This is a genomic window from Chryseobacterium herbae, from assembly GCF_025154075.1.
Taxonomy (GTDB): domain Bacteria; phylum Bacteroidota; class Bacteroidia; order Flavobacteriales; family Weeksellaceae; genus Chryseobacterium; species Chryseobacterium herbae.
On record NZ_JAOAMU010000001.1, the window covers coordinates 507,421 to 530,540 of the forward strand.

At 36.9% G+C, this 23,120-nt stretch carries 21 protein-coding genes; 12 read left to right on the plus strand and 9 right to left on the minus strand.

Annotation, left to right across the window (positions count from 1 at the left end; genetic code table 11):
• Window positions 1-78: 78 nt before the first annotated feature.
• From N0B48_RS02180 to gyrB, 5 genes are all read right to left on the minus strand, one after another.
• Window positions 79-2,010: a transglutaminase-like domain-containing protein gene (locus tag N0B48_RS02180; RefSeq protein WP_259836367.1), complete on the minus strand. Its 1,932-nt coding sequence runs from the start codon at window positions 2,008-2,010 to the stop codon at window positions 79-81.
• Window positions 2,011-2,018: 8 nt separating this feature from the next.
• The gene (locus N0B48_RS02185; RefSeq protein ID WP_259836370.1) at window positions 2,019-3,911 is read right to left on the minus strand and encodes a DUF3858 domain-containing protein; all 1,893 of its coding nucleotides are present in this window, start codon (window positions 3,909-3,911) and stop codon (window positions 2,019-2,021) included.
• 45 nt (window positions 3,912-3,956) lie between these two features.
• The gene (locus N0B48_RS02190) at window positions 3,957-5,879 is read right to left on the minus strand and encodes a transglutaminase family protein (protein WP_259836373.1); all 1,923 of its coding nucleotides are present in this window, start codon (window positions 5,877-5,879) and stop codon (window positions 3,957-3,959) included.
• A 379-nt stretch (window positions 5,880-6,258) separates the two neighbouring features.
• The gene (locus tag N0B48_RS02195) at window positions 6,259-6,684 is read right to left on the minus strand and encodes a DUF5684 domain-containing protein (protein WP_259836376.1); all 426 of its coding nucleotides are present in this window, start codon (window positions 6,682-6,684) and stop codon (window positions 6,259-6,261) included.
• 84 nt (window positions 6,685-6,768) lie between these two features.
• Window positions 6,769-8,703, minus strand: coding sequence for a DNA topoisomerase (ATP-hydrolyzing) subunit B (gyrB, locus tag N0B48_RS02200; RefSeq protein ID WP_259836378.1), 1,935 nt, complete (start codon window positions 8,701-8,703; stop codon window positions 6,769-6,771).
• Between the two features lie 230 nt (window positions 8,704-8,933).
• On the opposite strand from gyrB, the gene N0B48_RS02205 reads away from it, so the two are divergent.
• Together N0B48_RS02205 and N0B48_RS02210 are read left to right on the plus strand one after the other, a co-directional pair.
• On the plus strand, window positions 8,934-10,277 hold the full coding sequence (locus tag N0B48_RS02205) for a cytochrome ubiquinol oxidase subunit I (protein WP_259837532.1): 1,344 nt from the start codon (window positions 8,934-8,936) through the stop codon (window positions 10,275-10,277).
• The gene (locus N0B48_RS02210) at window positions 10,274-11,278 is read left to right on the plus strand and encodes a cytochrome d ubiquinol oxidase subunit II (RefSeq protein ID WP_259836380.1); all 1,005 of its coding nucleotides are present in this window, start codon (window positions 10,274-10,276) and stop codon (window positions 11,276-11,278) included. The genes N0B48_RS02205 and N0B48_RS02210 overlap by 4 nt, the downstream gene beginning before the upstream one ends.
• Before the next feature lie 75 nt (window positions 11,279-11,353).
• Here N0B48_RS02210 and lysS read toward each other — a convergent pair whose 3' ends face one another.
• The 4 genes from lysS to N0B48_RS02230 all read right to left on the minus strand — a co-directional run bounded on the left by lysS (window position 11,354) and on the right by N0B48_RS02230 (window position 15,104).
• Entirely contained in the window at window positions 11,354-13,048 is a 1,695-nt protein-coding gene (gene lysS / locus N0B48_RS02215; protein ID WP_259836383.1) for a lysine--tRNA ligase, read from the minus strand.
• Between the two features lie 528 nt (window positions 13,049-13,576).
• On the minus strand, window positions 13,577-14,503 hold the full coding sequence (gene rlmF / locus N0B48_RS02220) for a 23S rRNA (adenine(1618)-N(6))-methyltransferase RlmF (RefSeq protein ID WP_259836385.1): 927 nt from the start codon (window positions 14,501-14,503) through the stop codon (window positions 13,577-13,579).
• A 2-nt stretch (window positions 14,504-14,505) separates the two neighbouring features.
• Window positions 14,506-14,880, minus strand: a complete 375-nt coding sequence (locus tag N0B48_RS02225) for a c-type cytochrome (RefSeq protein ID WP_259836388.1) — start codon at window positions 14,878-14,880, stop codon at window positions 14,506-14,508.
• On the minus strand, window positions 14,880-15,104 hold the full coding sequence (locus tag N0B48_RS02230) for a hypothetical protein (protein WP_259836391.1): 225 nt from the start codon (window positions 15,102-15,104) through the stop codon (window positions 14,880-14,882). The genes N0B48_RS02225 and N0B48_RS02230 overlap by 1 nt, the downstream gene beginning before the upstream one ends.
• 140 nt (window positions 15,105-15,244) lie before the next feature.
• Here N0B48_RS02230 and N0B48_RS02235 point away from each other — a divergent pair, with 140 nt between their 5' ends.
• The 10 genes from N0B48_RS02235 to N0B48_RS02280 all read left to right on the plus strand — a co-directional run bounded on the left by N0B48_RS02235 (window position 15,245) and on the right by N0B48_RS02280 (window position 23,116).
• Entirely contained in the window at window positions 15,245-15,889 is a 645-nt protein-coding gene (locus tag N0B48_RS02235; protein ID WP_259836394.1) for a hypothetical protein, read from the plus strand.
• A gap of 253 nt (window positions 15,890-16,142) precedes the next feature.
• On the plus strand, window positions 16,143-17,567 hold the full coding sequence (locus N0B48_RS02240) for an anthranilate synthase component I family protein (protein ID WP_259836397.1): 1,425 nt from the start codon (window positions 16,143-16,145) through the stop codon (window positions 17,565-17,567).
• A 70-nt stretch (window positions 17,568-17,637) separates the two neighbouring features.
• Window positions 17,638-18,246 (plus strand): anthranilate synthase component II, encoded by a 609-nt coding sequence (locus N0B48_RS02245; protein ID WP_259836399.1) that lies wholly within the window; start codon window positions 17,638-17,640, stop codon window positions 18,244-18,246.
• A 1-nt stretch (window position 18,247) separates the two neighbouring features.
• Window positions 18,248-18,730, plus strand: a complete 483-nt coding sequence (locus N0B48_RS02250) for a hypothetical protein (RefSeq protein WP_259836402.1) — start codon at window positions 18,248-18,250, stop codon at window positions 18,728-18,730.
• A 52-nt stretch (window positions 18,731-18,782) separates the two neighbouring features.
• Window positions 18,783-19,772, plus strand: a complete 990-nt coding sequence (gene trpD / locus N0B48_RS02255; RefSeq protein WP_259836406.1) for an anthranilate phosphoribosyltransferase — start codon at window positions 18,783-18,785, stop codon at window positions 19,770-19,772.
• Between the two features lie 67 nt (window positions 19,773-19,839).
• Window positions 19,840-20,613, plus strand: a complete 774-nt coding sequence (trpC, locus tag N0B48_RS02260; protein WP_259836408.1) for an indole-3-glycerol phosphate synthase TrpC — start codon at window positions 19,840-19,842, stop codon at window positions 20,611-20,613.
• Window positions 20,614-20,712: 99 nt separating this feature from the next.
• Window positions 20,713-21,399, plus strand: a complete 687-nt coding sequence (locus N0B48_RS02265; protein ID WP_259837533.1) for a phosphoribosylanthranilate isomerase — start codon at window positions 20,713-20,715, stop codon at window positions 21,397-21,399.
• A gap of 127 nt (window positions 21,400-21,526) precedes the next feature.
• Complete coding sequence (gene tnpA / locus N0B48_RS02270; protein ID WP_259836411.1) at window positions 21,527-21,979, plus strand: IS200/IS605 family transposase; 453 nt, start codon at window positions 21,527-21,529, stop codon at window positions 21,977-21,979.
• Window positions 21,980-22,062: 83 nt separating this feature from the next.
• Window positions 22,063-22,587, plus strand: a complete 525-nt coding sequence (locus N0B48_RS02275) for a hypothetical protein (protein WP_259836414.1) — start codon at window positions 22,063-22,065, stop codon at window positions 22,585-22,587.
• On the plus strand, window positions 22,571-23,116 hold the full coding sequence (locus N0B48_RS02280) for a hypothetical protein (protein WP_259836417.1): 546 nt from the start codon (window positions 22,571-22,573) through the stop codon (window positions 23,114-23,116). The genes N0B48_RS02275 and N0B48_RS02280 overlap by 17 nt, the downstream gene beginning before the upstream one ends.
• Window positions 23,117-23,120: the final 4 nt, after the last annotated feature.

Consider the following 23,120-nt stretch of genomic DNA (forward strand, 5'->3'; position numbering starts at 1 on the left):
TACAAAAACCATTCAAAAAATGAATGGTTTTGTAAATTTATTTTTATTTGATGTAAAAATCTAAACAGAAATAGTCTTTTATGATTTTTTAATCAGACTGATTACCTGGTTTTCACTTTTTGAAGCGGTACCCCAAATCTGTTTAAATGCAGGATAATATTCTTTAGGATAATCCGGACTTACAATTTTTGTTGTGGAGGTAACTTCCAGCTTATTTCCTTTCTGCTCGGCAACATAGCTGTACTCTATTTCTTTATCCTGGGTAACAATTTTTTTACTTTTAGGCATGCTTTCTATGACATAGCCGTCCGGTATTTCCAGAATTACTTTTTTCACTTTAGTATATGCAGATATAAAGTCTATAGGATATTTTCTCTCCTCTGTCTGGTCAAATTCATTAGAATTTTTGTTCAGGAAAAGCATTGGATTGATGATCATTTTTTTTCCTACTCGATCAATCATATTGTCTGAAGAGAATTTCATGGTACTTTCAAAATCTCCGTTTTCCAAAATTTTCGAATCAATGCCTGCAAAATCTATTGAAAAGTTGTCTTTATACTGTTTTTTGTATTTTTCAGCATTTTCATCATAACTTTCTTTAGCAAACATCGCATACGTACCGGTATCTTTATCAGAATATTTCCCGGAAATGCTTCCATCTTCATTGATTTTTGCTTCGGCTGTAAGATAATTAAAACTTGATGACAAGTTGGGCATCTGTATATGTAGTATTTTCTCTTTTGCGATCAAAATACCGTATTCATTCCAGTCTCTAGGCGGAAGATTGTTTGCAGAAGACTGTTTTGAGGTAGCATCATATAGCTGATAGCTGTCTTTTATTCTAACGGCAGCAATCACAAAGTTGGCACTATTCACACTTGGCGAAGCCAAATTGATAAGACCGTGGTCTACCGTGGAAATAATTAGCGGATCTGCCTTAAGTCCTGCTTCTCTCAACATGGTGACCAAAAAGAGATTAATTTCAGCGGCATTTCCTGTTTTGGTTTCCAACAGCTTTTTGATTCCTTCATCTGTAGATATGCCTCTGTCCTTATTCCAGATGAATGTATTTTTCACATATTCAAAAATGGCATCCGCCTTTTCTTTTTCAGATTTCATCTCTGAAACTGTTGCAGGAATACGTTCTTTAGCAAGTTTTGTTCTTTTCAATTCATCTCCGAAATCATTACTGAGGTAAAGCTTATCCTTGATTTCATCCCATGATGAAGAGTACATTTGTAGCTTTGAGAATAAGGTGGAGTGAAGTTCTGCACTTATTTTTGTCCGGTAGTTTTTGTCGTTTTTAATAAATTTTTCAGTTTTGAATCCTTTCAGATTTTCATATCCGAACCTGTATGTTTTATAATCCAGTCCATACATTGCCCTTTCTTCTATTTCTCTATATTTTGGGACTAATGATCCTGTATAATTTACATTGTAAGATATATTCACCGGTGTATCCAGAATATATTCCGTGTACAAAGATGGTACATCTGTTTCTATCACCACCTGCGGAACAGAATATAAAAACGGAGATAAAATCGCGTACTGATATTCAATAACGGATCCGTTCTTTACATTGGGAAAAGCAAATTTATTGATAGTCACAAACTTACTTTCTTTACTTTTATATTTTGAGCTTTTATCCACTTTTGTGGCTACAGAAGCACCATTCTCAAGGTTATAGGTAAATGCTTTTATCTTTTCCAATGTTTCTCTTTCCGAGCTCAGATAAAGCGGAATTTCAAGGTTCAGCCATTCTTCCGCCTTATCTTTATCATAGATTTTAACTCTGCTGAAAACGCTTTTACGGAGGTTTCCGGTAGCAGGATCAATATTAAAATGCACTGATCTGTATAAAATCTCGGCAGGAGCATTTTCATCCAGCAAAGATTTTGGTTTGGTAAGATCTGCATCGTTAAATTTAGGCGGATCCAGAAATTCATGTTTCTGACCGTTTACATAGGTCAAAATCCCGGAACAGAAAGCTATCAATAATGCTTTTTTCATACTTATGTTTAAATTTTAGTTATTAATATTTTAGAATTGTCCGTATTCATGGTTTTTTTACGGAAACTCACATAGTCGTTGTATTTCTCTTTTGGAAATATGCCTTTGTTTATTTTAATGAAACGGTTCACTTTTACTGATTCTCCGTTTTTCACAAGCGTAAGTTTGTAGGTTCCAAATTCAGAATTGATCGTCACATTTTGTGGAACTTCGTCTATTTTATAATTTTTTGGAAGTACAAAATCTATTTCATATTCATCCTCAAAAGACTGTCCTATTTCAAAAGGAAGCTCTCTGTTTTCATCAGCTTTGTAATGACTGTTAGAAAAAATAGGTACAGCTCTGAATATCAAGCTTTCTCCCGTAGATTTGGAATAATTATTAGCTTTAAAATCCATATTGAATTTTACAACAGCATTATCTTTATCATTCACAAAGTCTTTCATTTCCACTTTCTCAAAATTCAGAACATCAAATCTGCTTTTCATAGATTCAATTCTTTCTTTGGGTGACAAATAAGCATATGATAAATTACTGTCATACTGACTTCCGGTATATGCAAACTGGCCTTCTCCTTTTATGGTACTGTCTTCACTCAGGGTAATTTTTAAGATCTGCTTCTCTCTGTTTTGTTCCGCAGTATAGGTCGGTGTATTGATAAGTTCAATTCCTTTTTTGGTTACAGCAAGCACATTTCTGTCTGCAGTACTATAACCCAGATGATTAAAAGCAATCTGCTGGGAAGTATTTTCCAACCAGATATTTCCCTTTTCAGTAGGAACCATCAAAATGGCGTGATTTCCGCCCATCGCTGGAAAGTCAGGATCAAAAGAAACCTGAGATGCGCTGGAATTGATGACACAGTAATTAGATGGAATTCCGGCCTCATTCAACAGGGTTTTCATGTAATTAGTAAGTCCTTTACAGTCTCCATATCCTTTTTTATGCACTTCATCCGGAAGCATGGGTAGCCATCCGCCTATTCCCAATCCTACGAATATATACCTGGTTTTTGTCTGCATATACTGGTAGAGTTTTTTGACTTTTTCCTCGGTTGAACCTTCTAACTTTAAGGCAGCCACCTCAGCCTTAATAGCAGGGGTAGATGCAGAAACCGGCTCTACGAGATTGGTATAATACCAGGTTCCGAAATCTGTCCAGTTATTCAAAGTCCCTTGTTTTCCTTCCAGATTGAATTTAGCTAATGCAAAACTTACTTTCGGTAAAATTTTTACAGGCTGTGGAAGCATCTGGGCATCATCAATAGCCGGAACATTTTTATAGGAATATGTTTTTTCACTTCCGTTATCAGTTGTCAGTACGGAAGTATAGTCATATTTTGAAGGATACGTTTTGGTTCTGAGCTCGATCCCTGATTTATTGATTATTTTAAACTGCGCTTCTTCAAGAGATATATTGGGCGAAGAAAATGGTACAAAATCAGGAATGAAAATGGTATTATCATTGGTGATCTGATAAGAAAAATCAATGGTATACGGGTAATAAGCCGAAGTGTATGACAACCCCAAAATCCTGTTATCAGAATAAAAAACGCCCTGTGTATTGTTTGCAAAATCACCGAAATCAGATTTGGAAAAACTTTTCACCTTTTTTCCGGCCTCATCATAAACAGTAACCTTCACATCTGAAACATTATCTCCTTTTTGATAAGGTATATAAATCAAAGCTTTAGAGTCACCATCTTTATTTAAAACGGTCGTTACTGTATTGAACTGGTATTTAATTTCATCAATTTTATTAATTTGAGCCGTGGTAAAATCTTTTCTGATGACTACATCAGCATTTTTCTTTAAATTTTCAGGAATGGCAGATGCCGGATACGTTTGGGCAAAATATATCGAGGCGGTAGATAAAGCCCCTAGAATTAATATTTTCATCATTGCAGTTAAGTTTTTACGAGATAATTTATTAAATAATTTTGATCACTATTTTTTTTCCAGCGTGATCACCTGGTTTTCAAAATCTGATATAGCTTTCCATATCTGTTTGAAAAAAGGATAGTATTCTTTAGGATAATTTTGGCTTGCGACATTTACTTTTGAGGTAATTATTATCTTATTTCCGGTAGTTTCAACCTTGTACGTATAAGATATTTCCTTATCATCCGTAGCCATTTTTTTATCTTTGGGAAGACTTAAAATCTTATAATTCTCAGGAATGACCAGTTCAATTCTCTTTTCTTTTTCAAAGGCAGAGATAAAATCAATCTGATTCTTTCTTGCTTCAGGCTGGTCAAAAGATTCACTTTTCGTATTCAGAAATAATACAGGATTAATAACTACTTTATTTCCAACAACATCCATAAAACTATTACCGGAAAAAGCCATCTGAGACTCGAAATCACCATTCTCAAGAAGTTTAGACTCTACCTCCTTGATATCCGCATTGTAGTTGGAAGCAAAAGACTGGTTGTATTTATCTTTACTGGTATCGAACTCATCATAGGATTCTATGGCAAACATTCCATGATCTTTCTGTAAAAATGTTCCTTTTATGGTTGAATTTTCAATATCCAGGCTGGCTTTGATGATCTGTTCTTTTTTGCTGATATTCGTATTGGAATAGGACAGGTCTGTTCCTTTATTTTTTTCAAGAAGGATTCCAAAGTCATTCCAGTCCCTTTCCGGAAGAATATTTGCTTTTGAACTAAAAGAAGTCGCATCATAAAAATAGATCTGATTCTCAATTTTAACGGATGCCAACAAGAAATTAAAATACCTGAGACTTGGTGAAGCGATATTCAGAATTCCATTATCTACGGTAGAAATCAAAAGTGGATTGGCTTCAATACCTGCATTTCTTAAAAGCATAATCAGAAGGAGATTAATTTCTGCACTGTTTCCGGCTTTCGTCTTTATAAGCTGTTTAAGGCTTTGGGAGGTCAGTATGGCATCTTCTCTGTTCCATTTATAATGATCTTTTACAAAATTGAAAATTTTATCTGCTTTTTCTACGGAGCCGTAGCCCGTTTTAATTTTTTCCGGAAGTAGGTCATTCACATTACTCCTCAAAAATCCACCAAAATCATCACTTTTATCCAGCTGCTTTGCCACTTCGTTCCAATCCTTGGAATCAAAATAACTAAAATAGGTTCCTGAATATTTCTTTAATTCCGGCTTTACTTTCCCACGATATCGGTCCACATTCTTTACAAACTTTTCTTTCTGAACCGATTTTATATTTTCGTATCCAAAACGAAATACATTATACAGCGCACCAAAACGGTCTTCTATACTTGAAACATGATATTTAGGCGTTGTAATAGACCCCGTATTATTAAAATGGTAGGCCAGACGGTCATCCGGATATTCCAGATTATATTCCTGATAGATCACAGGAATATTATACTCAAGAAAATAATTCAGATTGACTACATTTTTGGTCACCAATTTATAGCTGTATTCAATGATTGACCCATCCAGAATATTGGGAACCGCAAGTTTATAGATTTTCAGACCTTTGGTGAAGTTTTCTTTCAGCTGCTCTTTTTTATCTATTGAAATCTTATCTACTTTGTTATTGGCCAGGTTATAGATTTTTACATCATATTTTTCCAGCTTATCTTCAGAAAACAGAGGGATTTCAATATTCAGCCATTCTTCCGCATTCTTTTTATCATAGATCTTGATCTTTGAATAATACTCCTTTTCTACCGTACCATCCGCCAAAAAATTATACCGAACAGAATTATAAAGTATTTCTGCGGGTGCTGTTTTTTCTATCAGTGAATTTGTTTTTTTTAGATCAGCTTCATCAAAAGCAGGCTGAACCAGAAATTTATGCTGTGTAAAAAATAGATTAAAGGCTAAACAGCAGATTGCTGTATTAAGTTTGCTGCTAATTCTCATATACTCTTTTCAGTCATTAAAAAAGAATTAATTTTTACAGAACTGCACAGCATTATTTTTTCAGCATATACTGAGGCTTCATGTAAAGCTCCGAAAACTAATTTTTTCATCATGGTTATTAAAATTGGGCAAAAATAATAAAATCTTAATAAATGTTAATTTTTTATTTTAATATAAATACGGATACTAAAGAAAAGCCTTCGTTATAGAAATCTGTTTATATTATGATTTAAACAATTTATATCTCTAAATAAGGATATTTTGTCATTTTTAAACTCAAATATTTTTAAAAATAATAATTTGTTAAATTTTCAAATTCTACAAAAAGACACAAAAAAAAGACTTCATTTCTGAAGTCTTTTATCTATTTCTTTATTAATTACTGATCATTTGGAATTCTGTTACTGTCATACTTATCACTGCTGAAAGCAAGAACAGGCACAAAAATGAACCCAAAGAAGAAAAGAAGAATGGTATAAACCGGAGTTTCTTTTCCAAAGGCTTTTGCCAATCTGTCATTTACCACCCATGAAGCAAATAAGTTCACAAAAGGAATCAGGAACAGGATGATCCACCAAATTGGTTTCTTAACAATATCAAGCAGCACGATGATATTATAGATTGGGATAAAAGCTGCCCATGCATCTTCTCTTCCTGCTTTCTGAAATATTTTATACATACAGTATCCATAAAATAGATAAGCCAGCAATCCGAAAATCATAGAGCCCATTCCCAGTCCTGCAGCAGCGGCACCAGACATTGCGTCAGCCCCGTCATAAGGGTCTGTTTGTAAAAGAGTTAACATATTATTATTTTTTATTGGTTTTCACCAAATATAGAAAAAGCTTCTAATAAATAGAAGCTTTTTTTCATATATTTTTAACAATAATTATGCGTCAATCTTAGCATACTTTGCATTTTTCTCGATAAATTCTCTTCTTGGTGGTACCTCATCTCCCATCAACATTGAGAATATGCTATCTGCTTCCACTGCATTATCAATGGTTACCTGCTTTAAGATTCTGTGTTCAGGGTTCAGGGTTGTTTCCCAAAGCTGCTCAGGATTCATTTCCCCAAGACCTTTATAACGCTGTACCTCTACACCTTTTCCGTCCGGAGCCATTTCCAAAGTAAATTCTTCACGCTCTTTCTCGTTGTAAGCATATATCTTTTTGTTTCCTTTCTTTAATAAATATAAAGGCGGCTGAGCAATATAGATATATCCGTTCTCGATAAGTTCCTTCATAAATCTGAAGAAGAAGGTAAGAATCAGGGTAGAAATGTGAGATCCGTCAATATCGGCATCGGTCATGATCACTACTTTATGATATCTCAGTTTAACCATATTCAGGGCCTTACTGTCTTCTTCCGTACCTACAGAAACTCCAAGAGCGGTATAGATATTTTTAATTTCCTCGTTGTCATATACTTTATGAAGCATTGATTTCTCAACGTTCAGAATCTTACCTCTTAATGGTAAAATAGCCTGGAAATGTCTGTCTCTACCTTGCTTAGCGGTTCCACCTGCGGAATCTCCCTCTACTAAGAATAGTTCAGATTCTGCCGGATCTTTAGACGAACAGTCGGATAATTTCCCTGGAAGTCCTGAACCTCCCATCGGAGATTTTCTCTGAACCATCTCACGGGCTTTCTTCGCTGCCTGTCTTGCTTTTGCAGCTAAAACTACCTTTTGAACGATAATTTTCGCTTCATTAGGATTTTCTTCAAGGAAATTAGAAAGCATTTCCCCTACAATTTTATCTACAGCTCCTGAAACTTCAGAGTTTCCTAGTTTCGTTTTGGTCTGTCCTTCAAACTGAGGCTCCATAACTTTTACAGAAATCACAGCGGTTAATCCTTCACGGAAGTCATCACCGGTAATTTCTACTTTTTCTTTCTGAGGAATACCCAGATCATCAGCATATTTCTTTAGTGTTCTTGTCAGAGCACGTCTGAAACCGGCAAGGTGAGTTCCCCCTTCATGGGTATTGATATTGTTTACGTAAGAGTGAAGATTCTCGCTGAATGACGTGTTATAACGCATCGCCACTTCTACAGGAATATCATCTCTTTCTGCTTCCATGAAGATCACATTCTCCATGATAGACTCTCTGTTTCCGTCGATATATTCTACAAACTCTTTCAGACCACCTTCAGAATGGAAAATTTCTGACGAGAATGTTCCGTCTTCGTTAGGATTTCTCTCATCAATAAGCGTTATCGTAATTCCTTTGTTAAGGAAAGCAAGTTCACGTAATCTTGTAGCAAGAGTATCGTAGTTGTAAACCGTTTCCTGAAAAATGGTAGCATCCGGCTGGAAGAACACTTCTGTTCCTCTTTCCTCGGTAGTTCCTATTTCAGCAACATCTGCAAGTGCTTTTCCTTCTGAATATTTTTGTTGATATAATTTACCGTTAAGGCTTACTGTAGCCACCAATAAAGTAGAAAGTGCATTCACACAAGATACCCCTACTCCGTGAAGACCTCCGGATACTTTGTAAGAATCTTTATCAAATTTCCCTCCTGCTCCGATTTTAGTCATGACAACCTCTAGAGCAGATTTTTGTTCTTTTTCGTGAAAATCTACAGGAATTCCTCTACCGTTATCTTTTACAGAGATACTCTCTCCTTCGTGGATGGTTACCAGAATGGTATCGCAATACCCTGCCAAAGCCTCGTCAATAGAGTTATCTACTACTTCATAAACCAAATGATGAAGACCTCTTACTCCTACATCTCCAATGTACATTGATGGTCTTAGTCGAACGTGTTCCATACCCTCTAAGGCCTGGATACTGCTAGCTGTATATTGTTTTTGACTCATATAAAATTAATAAATTTTGCCTAATGCAAAGACCTACAAATATCGTGATTTTTTTCGACTTATGAAAGTTAAAATATGTCAAAAAAGAGTAGAGTTTTTATCAAAACCAGAAGTCATGTTTTATCTAAAAAAGTTTAAAGTTATTACCTATTTCCCAAATAGCATCTGTATAAAATCATATTATACATCCGTATTTTATGCTTAAATTTATTTACTCAAAAGTTGATTATATGGATGATTTTATTGCAGCCCGCGCGCAGATGGCCCTCTCGCTGGGCTTTCATATCATTTTCGCCTGTGTGGGAATGGTGATGCCCTTTCTGATGGCCTTCGCTCACTGGAAATACCTTAAGACCAATAATGAAGTATACAAAGGCCTTACAAAAGCCTGGAGCAAAGGAGTTGCGATTCTGTTTGCTACCGGTGCCGTTTCAGGAACCATGCTTTCTTTTGAGCTTGGACTTTTGTGGCCGGGATTTATGAAACATGCCGGACCCATCTTCGGAATGCCGTTTTCTCTTGAGGGAACCGCATTTTTTATTGAAGCCATTGCCATCGGGTTCTTTTTATATGGCTGGGAAAAATTCAATAAATGGTTCCATTGGTTTTGTGGATTTCTGGTAGGTCTTAGCGGACTGGCTTCCGGTATTCTTGTGGTTGCGGCTAATGCATGGATGAATTCACCGACAGGTTTCGACTATATCAACGGACAATATTTAAATATAGATCCTATCAAAGCGATGTTTAATGATGCCTGGTTTCCACAGGCTCTTCATATGACGGTGGCTGCGTTCTGTGCGACAGGATTTGCCGTTGCAGGGGTTCACGCCTTTTTAATTATGAAGAAAAAGAATGTGGAATTTCATACGAAAGCATTCAGAATTGCAGCCGGATTTGCTTTAATCGGAGCATTTGGAGCACCATTAAGTGGTGACGTAGCTGCTAAATCCGTTGCGGAAAGACAGCCTATCAAACTTGCTGCAATGGAAGCTCACTTTGAAACTGAAAAAGGAGCCCCGTTCATTATCGGCGGAATTCCTGACCAGGACAAAGGTGAAGTAAAATATGCCATTAAAATTCCAAAAGTACTAAGCTTTTTGGTGAGCAATGATTTCAATCATGAAGTTAAAGGATTAAATGATTTCCCAAGAGACGAATGGCCGCCGGTAGCCGTTGTTCATTACGCTTTTCAGATTATGATCTTTTTCGGGGTGGTGATGATTATCATCGGAAGTATTTATCTGTATGCTTTCTTCTTTAAAAAGGAATGGCTGACTAAAAACTGGCTTTTAAAGACCTTTCTGTTCGCTACTCCTTTCGGATATATCGCTCTGGAAGCAGGATGGACAGTGACCGAAGTGGGAAGACAACCATGGATCATCTACGGAATTATGAAAACGGTAGATGCCGTGACCCCAATGCCGGGAATACAGTATTCTTTCTACTTCTTTACCGCTATTTTCGTGTCATTATCACTGATCATTATCTTCCTTTTAAAAAGACAGATCCAGATGGTACCTAAACTTTACGACCCTACAGACGCTCAGTTTAACGATAAAAACAAAAAATCATGATCTACGTTGTAATAGGATTTCTATGGCTTTCTATCTGCCTGTATATCATTTTGGGCGGCGCTGATTTCGGAGCCGGAATTGTAGAGCTGTTCACCCATAAAAAAGCCCGTCACAAAACCGAGGAGATCATGTATGAATCCATCGCGCCGGTATGGGAGGCTAATCATATGTGGCTGATCATCGCGATCGTGATCCTTTTTGTAGGATTTCCTGAGATTTACACTACGATGTCCACCTACCTTCATATTCCTCTGGTTCTGATGCTTTTAGGCATTATCGCAAGAGGAACCGCTTTTACTTTCAGACATTATGATGCCGTGAAAGACAATATGCAGGTTTTATATACGCAGGTTTTCTATTATGCAAGTCTGCTGACACCGTTTTTCTTAGGATTGATTGCTGCAGCAACGGTTTCACATTCCATCAATCCTGATGCAGTAGGATTTTTAGATTTATATATTTTCAGCTGGCTGAACTGGTTCGGTGTTTCTGTAGGTTTATTCACCGTATCATTATGCGCTTACCTGGCCTCGATATTTTCATTAAGAGAAACCCGTGATAAAGCTGATCTTACCCTGATGATCAAAAAATCCAGACAGACGATGGTTTTTGTAGTGGTCACAGGAATGCTGGTGTTTTTGACAGCTTATATTTCTGACATTCCTCTTGTGATGTGGGTATTTTCAAAACCGTTGGGAATTATGGCCATTTCCTTTGCAACAGTGGCTCTGGGACTGATCCTTCGTGCTCTGCATCGGCGAAAACTGCTTCCTGTACGGGCATTGGCAGGCTTTCAGATGGTGATGATTCTGATTGCAGCTACCTATCAGCATAATCCCGATATCATCCTGCTTGGAAACGGACAGCATCTTTCATTACTGGAACACATGGCTCCGCCAAAAACCATTAATGCTCTGGGTTGGGCACTCATGCTCGGTTCTTTGTTTATTCTTCCGTTTTTATTTTATCTGATGGCTTCATTCAGTAAGCAGAGAAAGTAAGATCTGGCTAAGGAAATAAAAAAACCGGTACAGAATGATTCTGTACCGGTTTATATTTATTTTATATCGTAAAGCTTACGCCAGTTTCATTAAAAGAACGTCGTCAATTTTCTCTACTTTCACCAAATTATTCTTAGTCAAAGTTTTAGACGCTTTATCCCACTTCTTACCGGAAAGCTGACTTTGTTGTTTTACATCATTCAATGCAACTTGCTCGCCTGACTTTAAGATTTCCAGAATCACTTTTTCATCTTCACCTAGTTCAATCTGAGGAACCGTTTTCTCCGGTCTCATCTGAGGGAAGAATAATACTTCCTGGATAGATGCATTGTTTGTCAAGAACATGATCAGTCTGTCCATCCCAATTCCTAATCCGGAAGTTGGAGGCATACCGTATTCCAATGCTCTTAAGAAATCCTGGTCAATGAACATCGCTTCATCATCTCCTCTTTCTGACAGAGCCATTTGAGATTCGAAACGCTCTCTCTGGTCAATCGGATCATTCAGCTCGGAATAGGCATTAGCAATTTCTTTTCCACAAACCATTAATTCAAAACGCTCTGTTAAACCTTCTTTGCTTCTGTGTTTCTTCGTCAATGGAGACATTTCGATCGGATAATCCGTGATGAATGTCGGCTGGATGAAGTTTCCTTCACACTTTTCACCGAAGATCTCATCAATTAATTTTCCTTTCCCCATCGTTTCATTCACGTCAATTCCGATAGATTTAGCAAAATCAAACAGTTCCTGCTCAGTTTTTCCGGTGATATCGAAACCTGTATATTTTTGGATCGCCTCGGTCATAGAAACTCTTGGATAAGGTGCTTTCCAGTTGATTGTATGTTCTCCGAAAGTAGATTCCGCACTTCCGTTCACCTGATTGGCACAGAATTCCAACAGTTTTTCTGTGAAATCCATCATCCAGTTGTAGTCTTTGTATGCGACATAGATTTCCATCGCTGTAAATTCAGGATTGTGGGTTCTGTCCATCCCTTCATTTCTGAAGTTTTTAGAGAACTCATACACCCCGTCAAAACCTCCAACAATTAGTCTTTTAAGATATAATTCGTTCGCGATTCTTAAATATAATGGAATATCTAAAGCATTATGGTGCGTGATAAACGGTTTTGCTGCCGCTCCTCCCGGAATCGACTGCAGGATTGGTGTTTCCACCTCAAAATATCCGGCATCGTTGAAGAAAGTTCTCATCGCATTGAACATTTTTGTTCTTTTCACGAAGATTTCTTTCACCTGAGGGTTAACCGTTAAATCTACATAACGCTGTCTGTATCTCAGTTCAGGATCATTAAATCCGTCGTGTACTACTCCATTTTCGTCAGTTCTTGGTTGAGGAAGCGGACGTAAAGCTTTAGTAAGAAGCGTAAAATTCTTTACTAAAATTGTCATTTCCCCTACCTGAGTAGTGAATAAAGTTCCTTCGATACCGATAATATCTCCGATGTCCAAAAGGTGTTTGTACACTTCATTATACAGTTCTTTGTCATCACCCGGACAGATCTCGTCTCTGTTGAAATAAACCTGGATCTTACCCTTAGAGTCCTGCAATTCAGCAAAAGAAGCCTTCCCCTGAATTCTGCGGGACATCAATCTACCAGCGATCTTCACCTGTTTATTCTCAGAAAAATCCTGTTTTATAGATTCTGTAGTATCTGTAATCGTATACTCCTCCGCAGGGAACGCATTTATTCCCATTTCAGTAAGCTTGTTCAGCTTTTCTCTTCTAATGATTTCTTGTTCTGATAATTGCATTTCTTATTTTTCTAAAAGCGTACAAATTTAGGCATTTTTAGTGATTTGTCAATGATGATTTTTTTAATTGTGAATGGTCAATGGGGAATTTGCTTCGCAGGGAATTTATTGATGGAGGTTATCATTAGAATTAAACGTTAAACGTGAATGGTGAATGGTCAATCTGCTTCGCAGTGAATTCGTTGATGAAGATTATCATTGGGACTAGCAGTTAAAAGTGAATAATGAATGGTCAATCTGCTTCGCAGTGAAGTTATTGATGGAGGTTATCATTGACGAATAACGGTTTAAATGTGAATGGTCAATTATGAATCTATTTCGTAGTGAATTTATTAGAGGATAGTATGAACAGTTTAAACCAACGCCATCAATTTTGAATGGGCTCGCAGGAAATTTCTTTGAACAAATTTATTATTGGCAATTGACTTGCGCTGCAAAATTCACAATTGAAATTACCTCCGGCCATTAAAACTATTCACCCAGAATACCATTCACCATTGACTTGCGAAGCAAAATTGACAATTCACTTTAAAACGAAGCTTTCCGATATTTCTGAGGAACAAAAGTCCATGCCAGCATTCTGCTTACTTTTTGGCCCTGAGCCATATCAATGGTTTTGACATCTAATGCTCTGACTTTCTTCAAAAGGGAATTCAGCTTAGGAAGATTATCTTTTTTAGAAACCAAACACGTAAACCAAAGCACCTGTGAGGAATACTGAGCACTTTCCTCAATCATTTTTGAGATAAAAGCTATTTCACCGCCTTCACACCACAATTCTGACTGCTGTCCGCCAAAATTAAGCAGAGGTTTTTTACCCTTAGATTTATTAATGTTTTTTGTTTTTCTGAGATTTCCCTTCATGGCAGATTCCTCGGAATCATGGAAAGGAGGATTGCACATAGAAAATGTAAAACGGTCACCGTCCTCGATGATATTTTTGAAGATATGATGAGAATCAGGCTGCTGTTTTAAATGAATAGCAGATGATAAATCCGGGTTTTCATCCAAAATACGCTGAGCATTTTCAAGAGAACTTTTATCAATATCTGTCCCAAGCATTTTCCAACCGTAAGATCTGTGGGCTAATAAAGGATAAACAAGATTTGCTCCTGTTCCGATATCTAAACCCGATACAGAAGTCCCGGTCGGGATTTCAGCCTGTTGTTCGCCTAAAAGATCTGCGATATAATGGATATAATCGGCACGTCCGGGAATAGGAGGACACAGATTAGTCTCAGGAATATCCCAGTTTTTAATGTTATAAAAATGTAAAAGTAGCGCCTGATTAAGCAGTTTGACCGCTTTGGGAAGACTAAAATTAATGGTCTTCGTTTCGTAAGCATTAACGAAGACATAGTGTTTCAGTTCTGGCACACAAGAAATAAGCTGATCAAAATCATAGGGATTGCGATGCAGATTTCTTGTGTGCAGACTGGATTTTTCAGTAGTCATATTTATTTTTTCTGACTCAAAATATATTCTACCATTTTTTTAGCATCTTCTTTAGACACCTGTGGATGAGGAGCCATCGGAACGCCTCCCCAAACTCCGCTTCCGCCTTCTATAATCTTCGAGGCCAGCATTTCAATATCTTTATCAGAATATTTCCCTGCGATCTCTTTATAAGAAGGTCCTATCATTCTCTCATTCACGGCATGGCATCCTGAGCAGTCTAATGTTTCGATGATCTGGTCACCTGAAAGATTAGCTTTTACCGGCTCTGAAACAGCGGATGTCTCAGAGGGTACACTTTGTGCCTCCGTATTTTCTTTTTTAGAACAGGATAGGATCAAAAATCCCAACGCTCCTGCCAAAAGGAGTTTTTTCATTATTTTTTAGCTGCAGTAGAATCTTTTTTCGCTGCTTCAGGAGTAGCTGGTGCAGGTGTTACAGCTGCAGCCGGAGCCGCTTTCTTAGCTGTAGAATCTACTACCGCCGGAGCATCTGGTTCTGGCAACATTGTATTGCTGTCCTGTAATGTATGATCCGGTTTCTTAGAACAGTTTACCACTAATAAACTTCCGATAAATGCAATTGCTAATACTTTTCTCATTATTTTTTCTAATAAAATTTAGACAAAAATATAAAAAATAAGCGTTTAAACTCATGACAAATGTTCACCTCATCTATATTTCTCTGGAAAATTAATGTTTAGATAATGATTATTTGTACCAATAGTTTTAAATTTAAGCTATGATTTTCGTCTCCAAAATTCTGTTTTTCACCAGTCATCATGGTTTTTATACCGTGATTATTCTTCTGGTGTTCTTTAGTCTGCTTTCTTTTGTGACCAAAAAAGCATGGTTTCTCGCTCCTATTATTCCTTTGGCTATATTGAATGGTGTCGCAGGACAGTATCTGAATGCCTGGTTTCTAAATAAATACGGTGTTGAAAGTACAGCTATTATCACTTCTGATGTAGAGACCAATTCCACACTGAATGAAATGTATATTCATGATTACGAAGCGATTGTCAAAAAACAGGACAGAAAATACGCCTCAACATTCTTTTCGACGACCAGCGCAACGATCTACCCCATTGAAAATGCCATCAGGATTCCGCAAATGGGACAGCATTTTCCGGTAAAATATATTCCGGGGTATGAGAAAAACATCGTGATTCTTTACTATCAGTCTGAGGAAGGAAACAAAATGCTGAAGTATGAAAAATTGGCCCCGGTAGAATCAGCGAAGATTAAATATGAAGCGGACAGAACGAATAGAGAATTCATTGAAGAATATATTGCCGCCCTGGAAGATTATCTAAAAACCTATGACAGTGAAGAATACAAAATAAAAATTGAAGAATTAAAAGCAGAGCTGAAGCAGCTTAAATAGAGAATTTTCATTTTAAGTTTTTTAATTTTTGGACTTTTTCTTGTTTTTGTATTAAAAAATTTTCTACATTTGTCCCATGTTTAATATGAGCAACAATATTTGGTGGTGGCTTTCAAACTCTTCGTCGGGTCTGGAGGTATTGTCATGTTGCTAAAGGTTTAGCAGAATAATTAAAATACACAATATATAGGCTTTGACGGATTCCGTTGAAGCCTTTTTTTTATTTCACCCACAACAAAAAAATACACGTCAGATGACCACTCAAAAAATTAAAATAAAAACCGATTCCAAAAAAACACTGGGAGACCTTTATACTCCCATGAATATCTATCTTCAGATCAGAGACCGATTCAGGGATACGATTCTTTTGGAAAGTTCAGACTCCAAGAACATTGACAATAATTTTTCTTTCATTGCCGTGAATGCTGTGGCAGGAATTGAAGTTAAAAACCTGACTGAGTTTGAAATCAAGCTTCCAGGTTTAGATCCTGTAAAACAATTAATCGGGGATAAAAATCTCGCGGATATCTTTGATGAATTTCAGAGTACTTTCGAGTGTGAAACTACACTTGATCCTATTGAACAGACCGCTCAGAGCCTTTTCGGATATACCAGTTTTGAAGCGGTGCAGTTCTTTGAAGACATTCATTTAAAGCCGCAGAGTCCGGAAGTGGAAATTCCAATTTTACGTTACAGATTATATCAATATGTGATTGCCATCAACCATTACAATGATGAAATGCATATTATTGAAAATCAGATTCCCGGTTTAAAATCTGATCTTTATCTGCTTGAAAATCTGATCAGAAACCAGAATACTCCGGTCTATCCTTTCGAAAAAGTAGAAAACGAAACTTCTAACCTTACCGATGAAGAATATATTGAACTGGTAAAAACAGCTCAGAAACACTGTATGAGAGGTGATGTATTCCAACTGGTGTTAAGCAGAAGGTTTGAACAGAAATTCAAAGGGGATGAATTCAATGTGTACCGTGCCCTTAGAAATATCAATCCATCGCCCTATCTTTTCTTTTTTGATTACGGAAATTATAAATTATTCGGATCAAGCCCTGAAAGTCAACTGATTATTAAGGACAACAAAGCCATCATCCACCCTATTGCAGGAACTTTTAAAAGAACCGGACATCTGGAAACGGATCTTCAGTCGATTGAGGCTTTGAAAAACGATCCAAAGGAAAACGCAGAACATACTATGCTGGTAGACCTTGCCAGAAATGATCTTGGAAAACTGGGCAAAAATGTAACTGTTACTAAACTTAAAGAGATTCAGCTTTTCTCACACGTAATTCATATGGTAAGCGAAGTGACCGCTGATCTTCCGGAAAACATCAATCCTCTTGATATGGTTTCCGCAACATTTCCGCAGGGAACTTTAAGCGGTGCGCCAAAACATAAAGCCCTTCAGCTAATCGATCAGTATGAAAAAGATTCCAGAGGATATTATGGAGGATGCATCGGGATGATCGGATTAAACGGAACCTGCAACCAGGCGATTATGATCCGTACTTTTTTAAGCAGAAACAATACTCTTTATTATCAGGCCGGAGCCGGACTGGTGGCAAAATCTGTCCCTGAAAATGAATTGCAGGAAGTGAACAATAAATTAAACGCCTTAAAAAAAGCGGTAGACAAAGCCGGAAAGATAGTGATGAGTTAAAAGTGATGAGTGATAAGTCAAAAATAACTAGCAACTAGCAAAACTACCCCAACCCATTAAAAAACAAAAAATGAGCAACAATATAAACCAACCGGAAACTCCTACTCAACTTAAAGTTCTGGTTTTTGATAACTACGACAGCTTCACCTACAACCTTGTCCAGATCATTGAACGAATTCTGGATCAAAAGGTAGATGTCGTTAGAAATGATCAGATCACCTTGGAAGAGATCGGGAAATATGATAAAATCATTCTCTCTCCGGGCCCCGGAATTCCTGAAGAAGCTGGAATATTACTCGATTTGATCAGAGAATATGCTTCTACTAAAAGTATTCTGGGTGTATGTCTTGGTCAACAGGCCATCGCAGAAGCTTTTGGAGGAAGCCTGATCAATCTTTCAGAAATTTTCCATGGGGTGGCAACGTCTGCCGAACTGGTTAAAGAAAATACAAAGATTTTCAGAAATCTGGCCTCAGGAATGGAAGTGGGAAGATACCACAGCTGGGCAGTCAATCCGGAAGGTTTCCCGGAAGAGCTTGAAATCACGGCTGTAGATAAGGACGGAATGATCATGGCCCTACAACATAAAACTTATGATGTGCACGGCGTACAGTTTCACCCGGAAAGCATTTTAACTCCGGATGGAGAAGTCATTATCAGAAATTTTTTACTGAACTGAGATGACTAAGGAAGAGTTTGAGCAGTTTCTTGCCAAAAAAGAAACATATAATCAAAACAGCAGAACCCAAAGTTCTGATGAAGAAGTTCTCCAGATCTATGCTTACATTTTGGAGCATGAGAACTGGGACAGCGATTGGTGGAGTGAATGCCATGGTACTGATCATGTCATAAGGCTCATTCAAAGTTCCAGTGAGAATATTCTTGAAAAAGTAAAAGAAGATGTTCGCAATTGGAGTGGTTTTCAAATCGAATTATTTGCCCAGTCTTTAATTTCAAGTTTAGAACTTGATTATAAAGTAAATGAAAGGATCACACTGTATTTAGAATTATTTGATTTCCCAAAACATGATTGTGATCTCTATATAATCTTTGATCAGTTACACATTAATTTAAATCTTGCAGACCAAGAAGTTTTAGAAAGACTTGCTGAGAAACTTAATTTCAGCTCAACTGAAGCTTTAATGCAATTTGTTTACCCGTAGAATTATGAAACCAACAGAAAACGATTACGCGACAACCATAAAAACTCCACAAATGAAAGAAATATTACAATACCTGTTCAATCATCACACTTTGTCTAAATCTGAGGCAAAGGCTACCATGATTGAGATTGCTCAGAATAAATTTAATCCGGCAGAAGTGACGGCCTTTATCAGCGTTTTTCTAATGCGGAATATTACCCTAAAAGAACTGGAAGGATTCAGGGAAGCTCTTCTGCAGATGGCAGTTCCCGTACATCTTGACCATCATGATACAATGGATATTGTGGGAACCGGAGGTGATGGCAAAAACACCATCAATATATCAACGCTGGCAAGTTTTGTTGTGGCCGGAACAGGACAGAAAGTGGCCAAACACGGAAATTACGGAGCATCTGCTACCACAGGATCATCTAATGTCATGGAAGAGCTTGGCTATCAGTTCAAAAACAATTCAGATGAGCTGAATAAAGATCTTGATCAAGCCAATATATGTTTTCTGCACGCTCCGTATTTTCATCCTGCCCTTCAGTCTGTAGGTGCTTTGAGAAAAGCATTGGGATTGAGAACGTTTTTCAATCTTCTGGGGCCGTTAGTCAATCCTGCCAAACCGAAATATTCCGTGATTGGTGTTTACAATCTTGAAATCGCAAGAATTTATCAATATCTGTTGCAGAAAGAAGAACGTGAATTTATCCTTGTCCACGGATTGGACGGTTATGATGAGATAAGTCTTACACAGGACAGCAAAATCATTACGAAAAACGGTGAAGAGATTTATTCAGCGGAAGATCTGGGATTTGAATCCGTAAGTCCGGAAAGTATTCTGGCGGGTGAAACCCCTCAGGAATCTGCAAAAATCTTCAGGAATATTCTGGAAGGAAACGGTTCAATACAACAGAACTCTGTAGTTCTTGCCAATGCATCGACTGCTCTCTTCCACACCCAGAAATTCGGGAGCTACGAAGATTGTCTCTTAATGGCCAAAGAAAGTCTGGAAAGCGGAAAAGCTTTGAGAAGCCTGGAATTACTGGTGAATGGATAACACTTTATAAACTATTCTCGAGCACATCTAACTTCTAATTTCTAACATCTAACTTCTACAAGGAAACATGACAATACTCGATACAATTATTGCAAGGAAAAAAGAAGAAATTGCAGTTTCAAAAGCTGAAATTTCAATTGACCGTCTGAAGAATTCTGATTTTTTTGGAAGAAAAACTTTTTCTCTGAAAGAATTTGTAAAAAATAAAAGCGGAATTATTGCTGAATTTAAAAGAAAATCTCCTTCAAAAGGAATCATCAATGATCAGGTTCAGCCTCTGGAAGTAACTTCTGCTTATGAAAATTTTGGAGCTTCCGGAATTTCAATTCTTACTGATAAAGATTTTTTTGGAGGAAGTTTTGATGATATTCTGAATGTAAGGAAGCGTATCAACATTCCAATTCTCAGAAAGGATTTTATGGTGGATGAATACCAGTTTTATGAAGCCAAAAGCATCGGAGCTGATGTGGTTTTATTGATTGCAGCGTGTTTATCTCCCAATCAGGTTCAGGAGTTCACAGAATTAGCACACGAACTGAATCTGGAAGTGTTATTGGAGATTCATACAGAAGAAGAGCTGAAACATTGCAATGCTAAAATTGATCTTGTGGGAATTAATAACAGAAATTTAAAAGACTTTAAAGTGGATCTTCAGCATTCAGTACAGTTAAAAGACCAGCTTCCAAAAGATGTTTTATCTGTCGCTGAAAGTGGCATTTATAATCTCGAAGATTTTAAATATTTAAAGGAAAAAGGATTCGACGGTTTCCTGATGGGAGAATATTTTATGATTAATGAGGATCCGGCGAAAGCGTTTGAAGAGTTTACTTTGGCGATTTGATGATTTGCTAATACGATGATTTGGTGATGTGATGATATGTTGATGTAATGATGAGAAAACAGAATGAATAACCTACGAAATAACAACTTTATGAATTTTATGAACCTGAAACCTGACACCAACAACTTGTTCCCTAAACTTAAAGTATGTGGTTTAACAAGACCTAATCAGATTGAGGAATTGATTTCCATGAAAGTAGATTTTCTTGGCTTTATTTTCTATGAAAAATCGCCCAGATATGTTCTGAATCATTTGAAACCAGAAGATATTGTTAAGATCAAGCATCAGGGAAAGACAGGCGTTTTTGTGAATGAAGAAATTGGCAGAATTGTTCAAATTGCAGAACAAGCAGGATTAAACCTGATTCAGTTGCACGGTAATGAAAGTGAAGATTTTATTATTGAATTAAGACAAAAACTACAGCCGGATATTAAAATCATAAAGGTGATCAGGATTGGGAATAATGATCAGGAGACCAGAGAAAAAGTAGAAAGTACAATCAATTCTCATCATTCTATTGTCGATTTTTTCCTTTTTGATACAGACGGAAAAGCATTTGGAGGAACAGGACAACAGTTCGACTGGACCTTATTAAATGAATTTGATATCCCACTCCCCTATCTTTTGAGCGGTGGAATTTCAGAGGAAAACATCGAAGATATCAGTCTTTTGAATCAAAAACCATTTGCCATTGATATCAATTCAAAATTTGAAATAGAACCTGGAAATAAAGACCTGGAAAAAATAAAAAAATTATTTCATAAGAGTCCCAAGGGGACGATTTAACAAAAGATCGGATACAGTCCGATTAATAGAAACACAGAAAAAATAAAAATTATATCGAAAGAGTCCCAAAGGGACGATTTAACATAGGATCGGATGTAATCCGATTAATATAAAAACACAAAATAAAATGCCCCAGTCCCTAGTAAAAAACTACATCCATATTGTTTTCAGTACAAAGTACCGGCAGGATTTCATTGATGAAGAAATAGAAAAAGAGTTGTTTTCTTATATTGCTGTGCTGTGTAAAGATTTTGAAAGTCCGGCCTTGCAGATAGGTGGAACTGATGATCATATTCATATTTTATGTCTTCTTTCACGGAAAATACCGTTGATGAAGCTGGTTCAGGAAATCAAAGCTCATTCTTCAAAATGGATGAAGACTAAAGGACCTCAATATGAAAACTTCTTTTGGCAGGATGGATATGCAGCCTTTTCAGTTTGCAGAGATGAAGTGAATAGGGTTACCAATTATATCAAAAACCAGCGGATTCATCATCAGAAACAAAAATTTAAGGATGAAGTGATTGAAATGCTGGAAAAACATCATATTGATTATGATGAAAAATACGTTTGGGATTGAATGCAATGATAGAAGTAAAGGACTTCATCCTTTACTATAGTTAAATCGTCCCTTCGGGACTCTCTAAAAAAATACACACTAAGATGATGAACATCCATCAGTTAAAAAAAACATTTTATAAAACCTTATTTCCGCCAAAATTCGGGAATAAAAAAATCCAGTCTCTGTATAATTTTGTTTCGCAAAATGATAGCGATACAGAATATTGGAGCATAGACGGGCAGTTGCAGGAATTTATAGGCATTATCAAAAGCTTTGATGAGGGTGATATCCAGTATTTCTTTGAAAGGATCAGTCTCTGGAACAGCTATTATCTGGTCATTATTTCTGACAAATTTTTAGACAGTCATGTCAGGGCGAATGTCAAATATGATCTCGGAAAGATTTATGCGAAGATTTTTTTGCTTTATGAAGATTCCGATCCGTATTTTTTAATTGACAATCTGGAAATTGCGGTCACGATGTATGAATCTAAAATAGATACAGGGACATTAATTGACCTCACCAGCAAAATTGAATTCATGCATCATAAAAAACTGATCACCAGACAGCAGCGTAATTACAACATCCATTTTATCAATAGTTTAATCGATGAATTATCAAATTAAAAAACCAGGCGAGCTGACCGATTCAGAAACAGGATTTATTCTGAACCTGTGGGAAGTCCCCGAATGGAGCGAGATGACACCTTCAGATTTTCGCACTTCCTTTAAAGATTCGGAATTTCATTTGCTGTTGGGCTTAGAAGGTGAAATACTGGCGGTTATCCGGCTTAATTTTGATTTTGTCCTGGAAATCTCCGGAAAACAATATTCTTTTGCGGAGGTGGTTGGTCTGGTTTCTGCTCAGGAGAAAAAAGGATACGAATCGCAGCTGGTCCGGTCTTTTACAGAAAATGTCATTCAGAGAAATCTTGAAACTATAGGATTCTGTTTTACAGATCTGCGCCCGCTTTACCATCGCTGTGATATTGAAATTTTGGAAGATAAAGCCAAAGCCATTCTTGAAAATGATGAAACCGGATGGATCAGCTCTGAAGATGATGATATTTTAATTTTTAATACTTCCGAAGAAACAAAAGAGCTGCTCAGACAGCTTGGCCCGGGAAACAATGCTTATTTAATCACTAAAGAATAATACA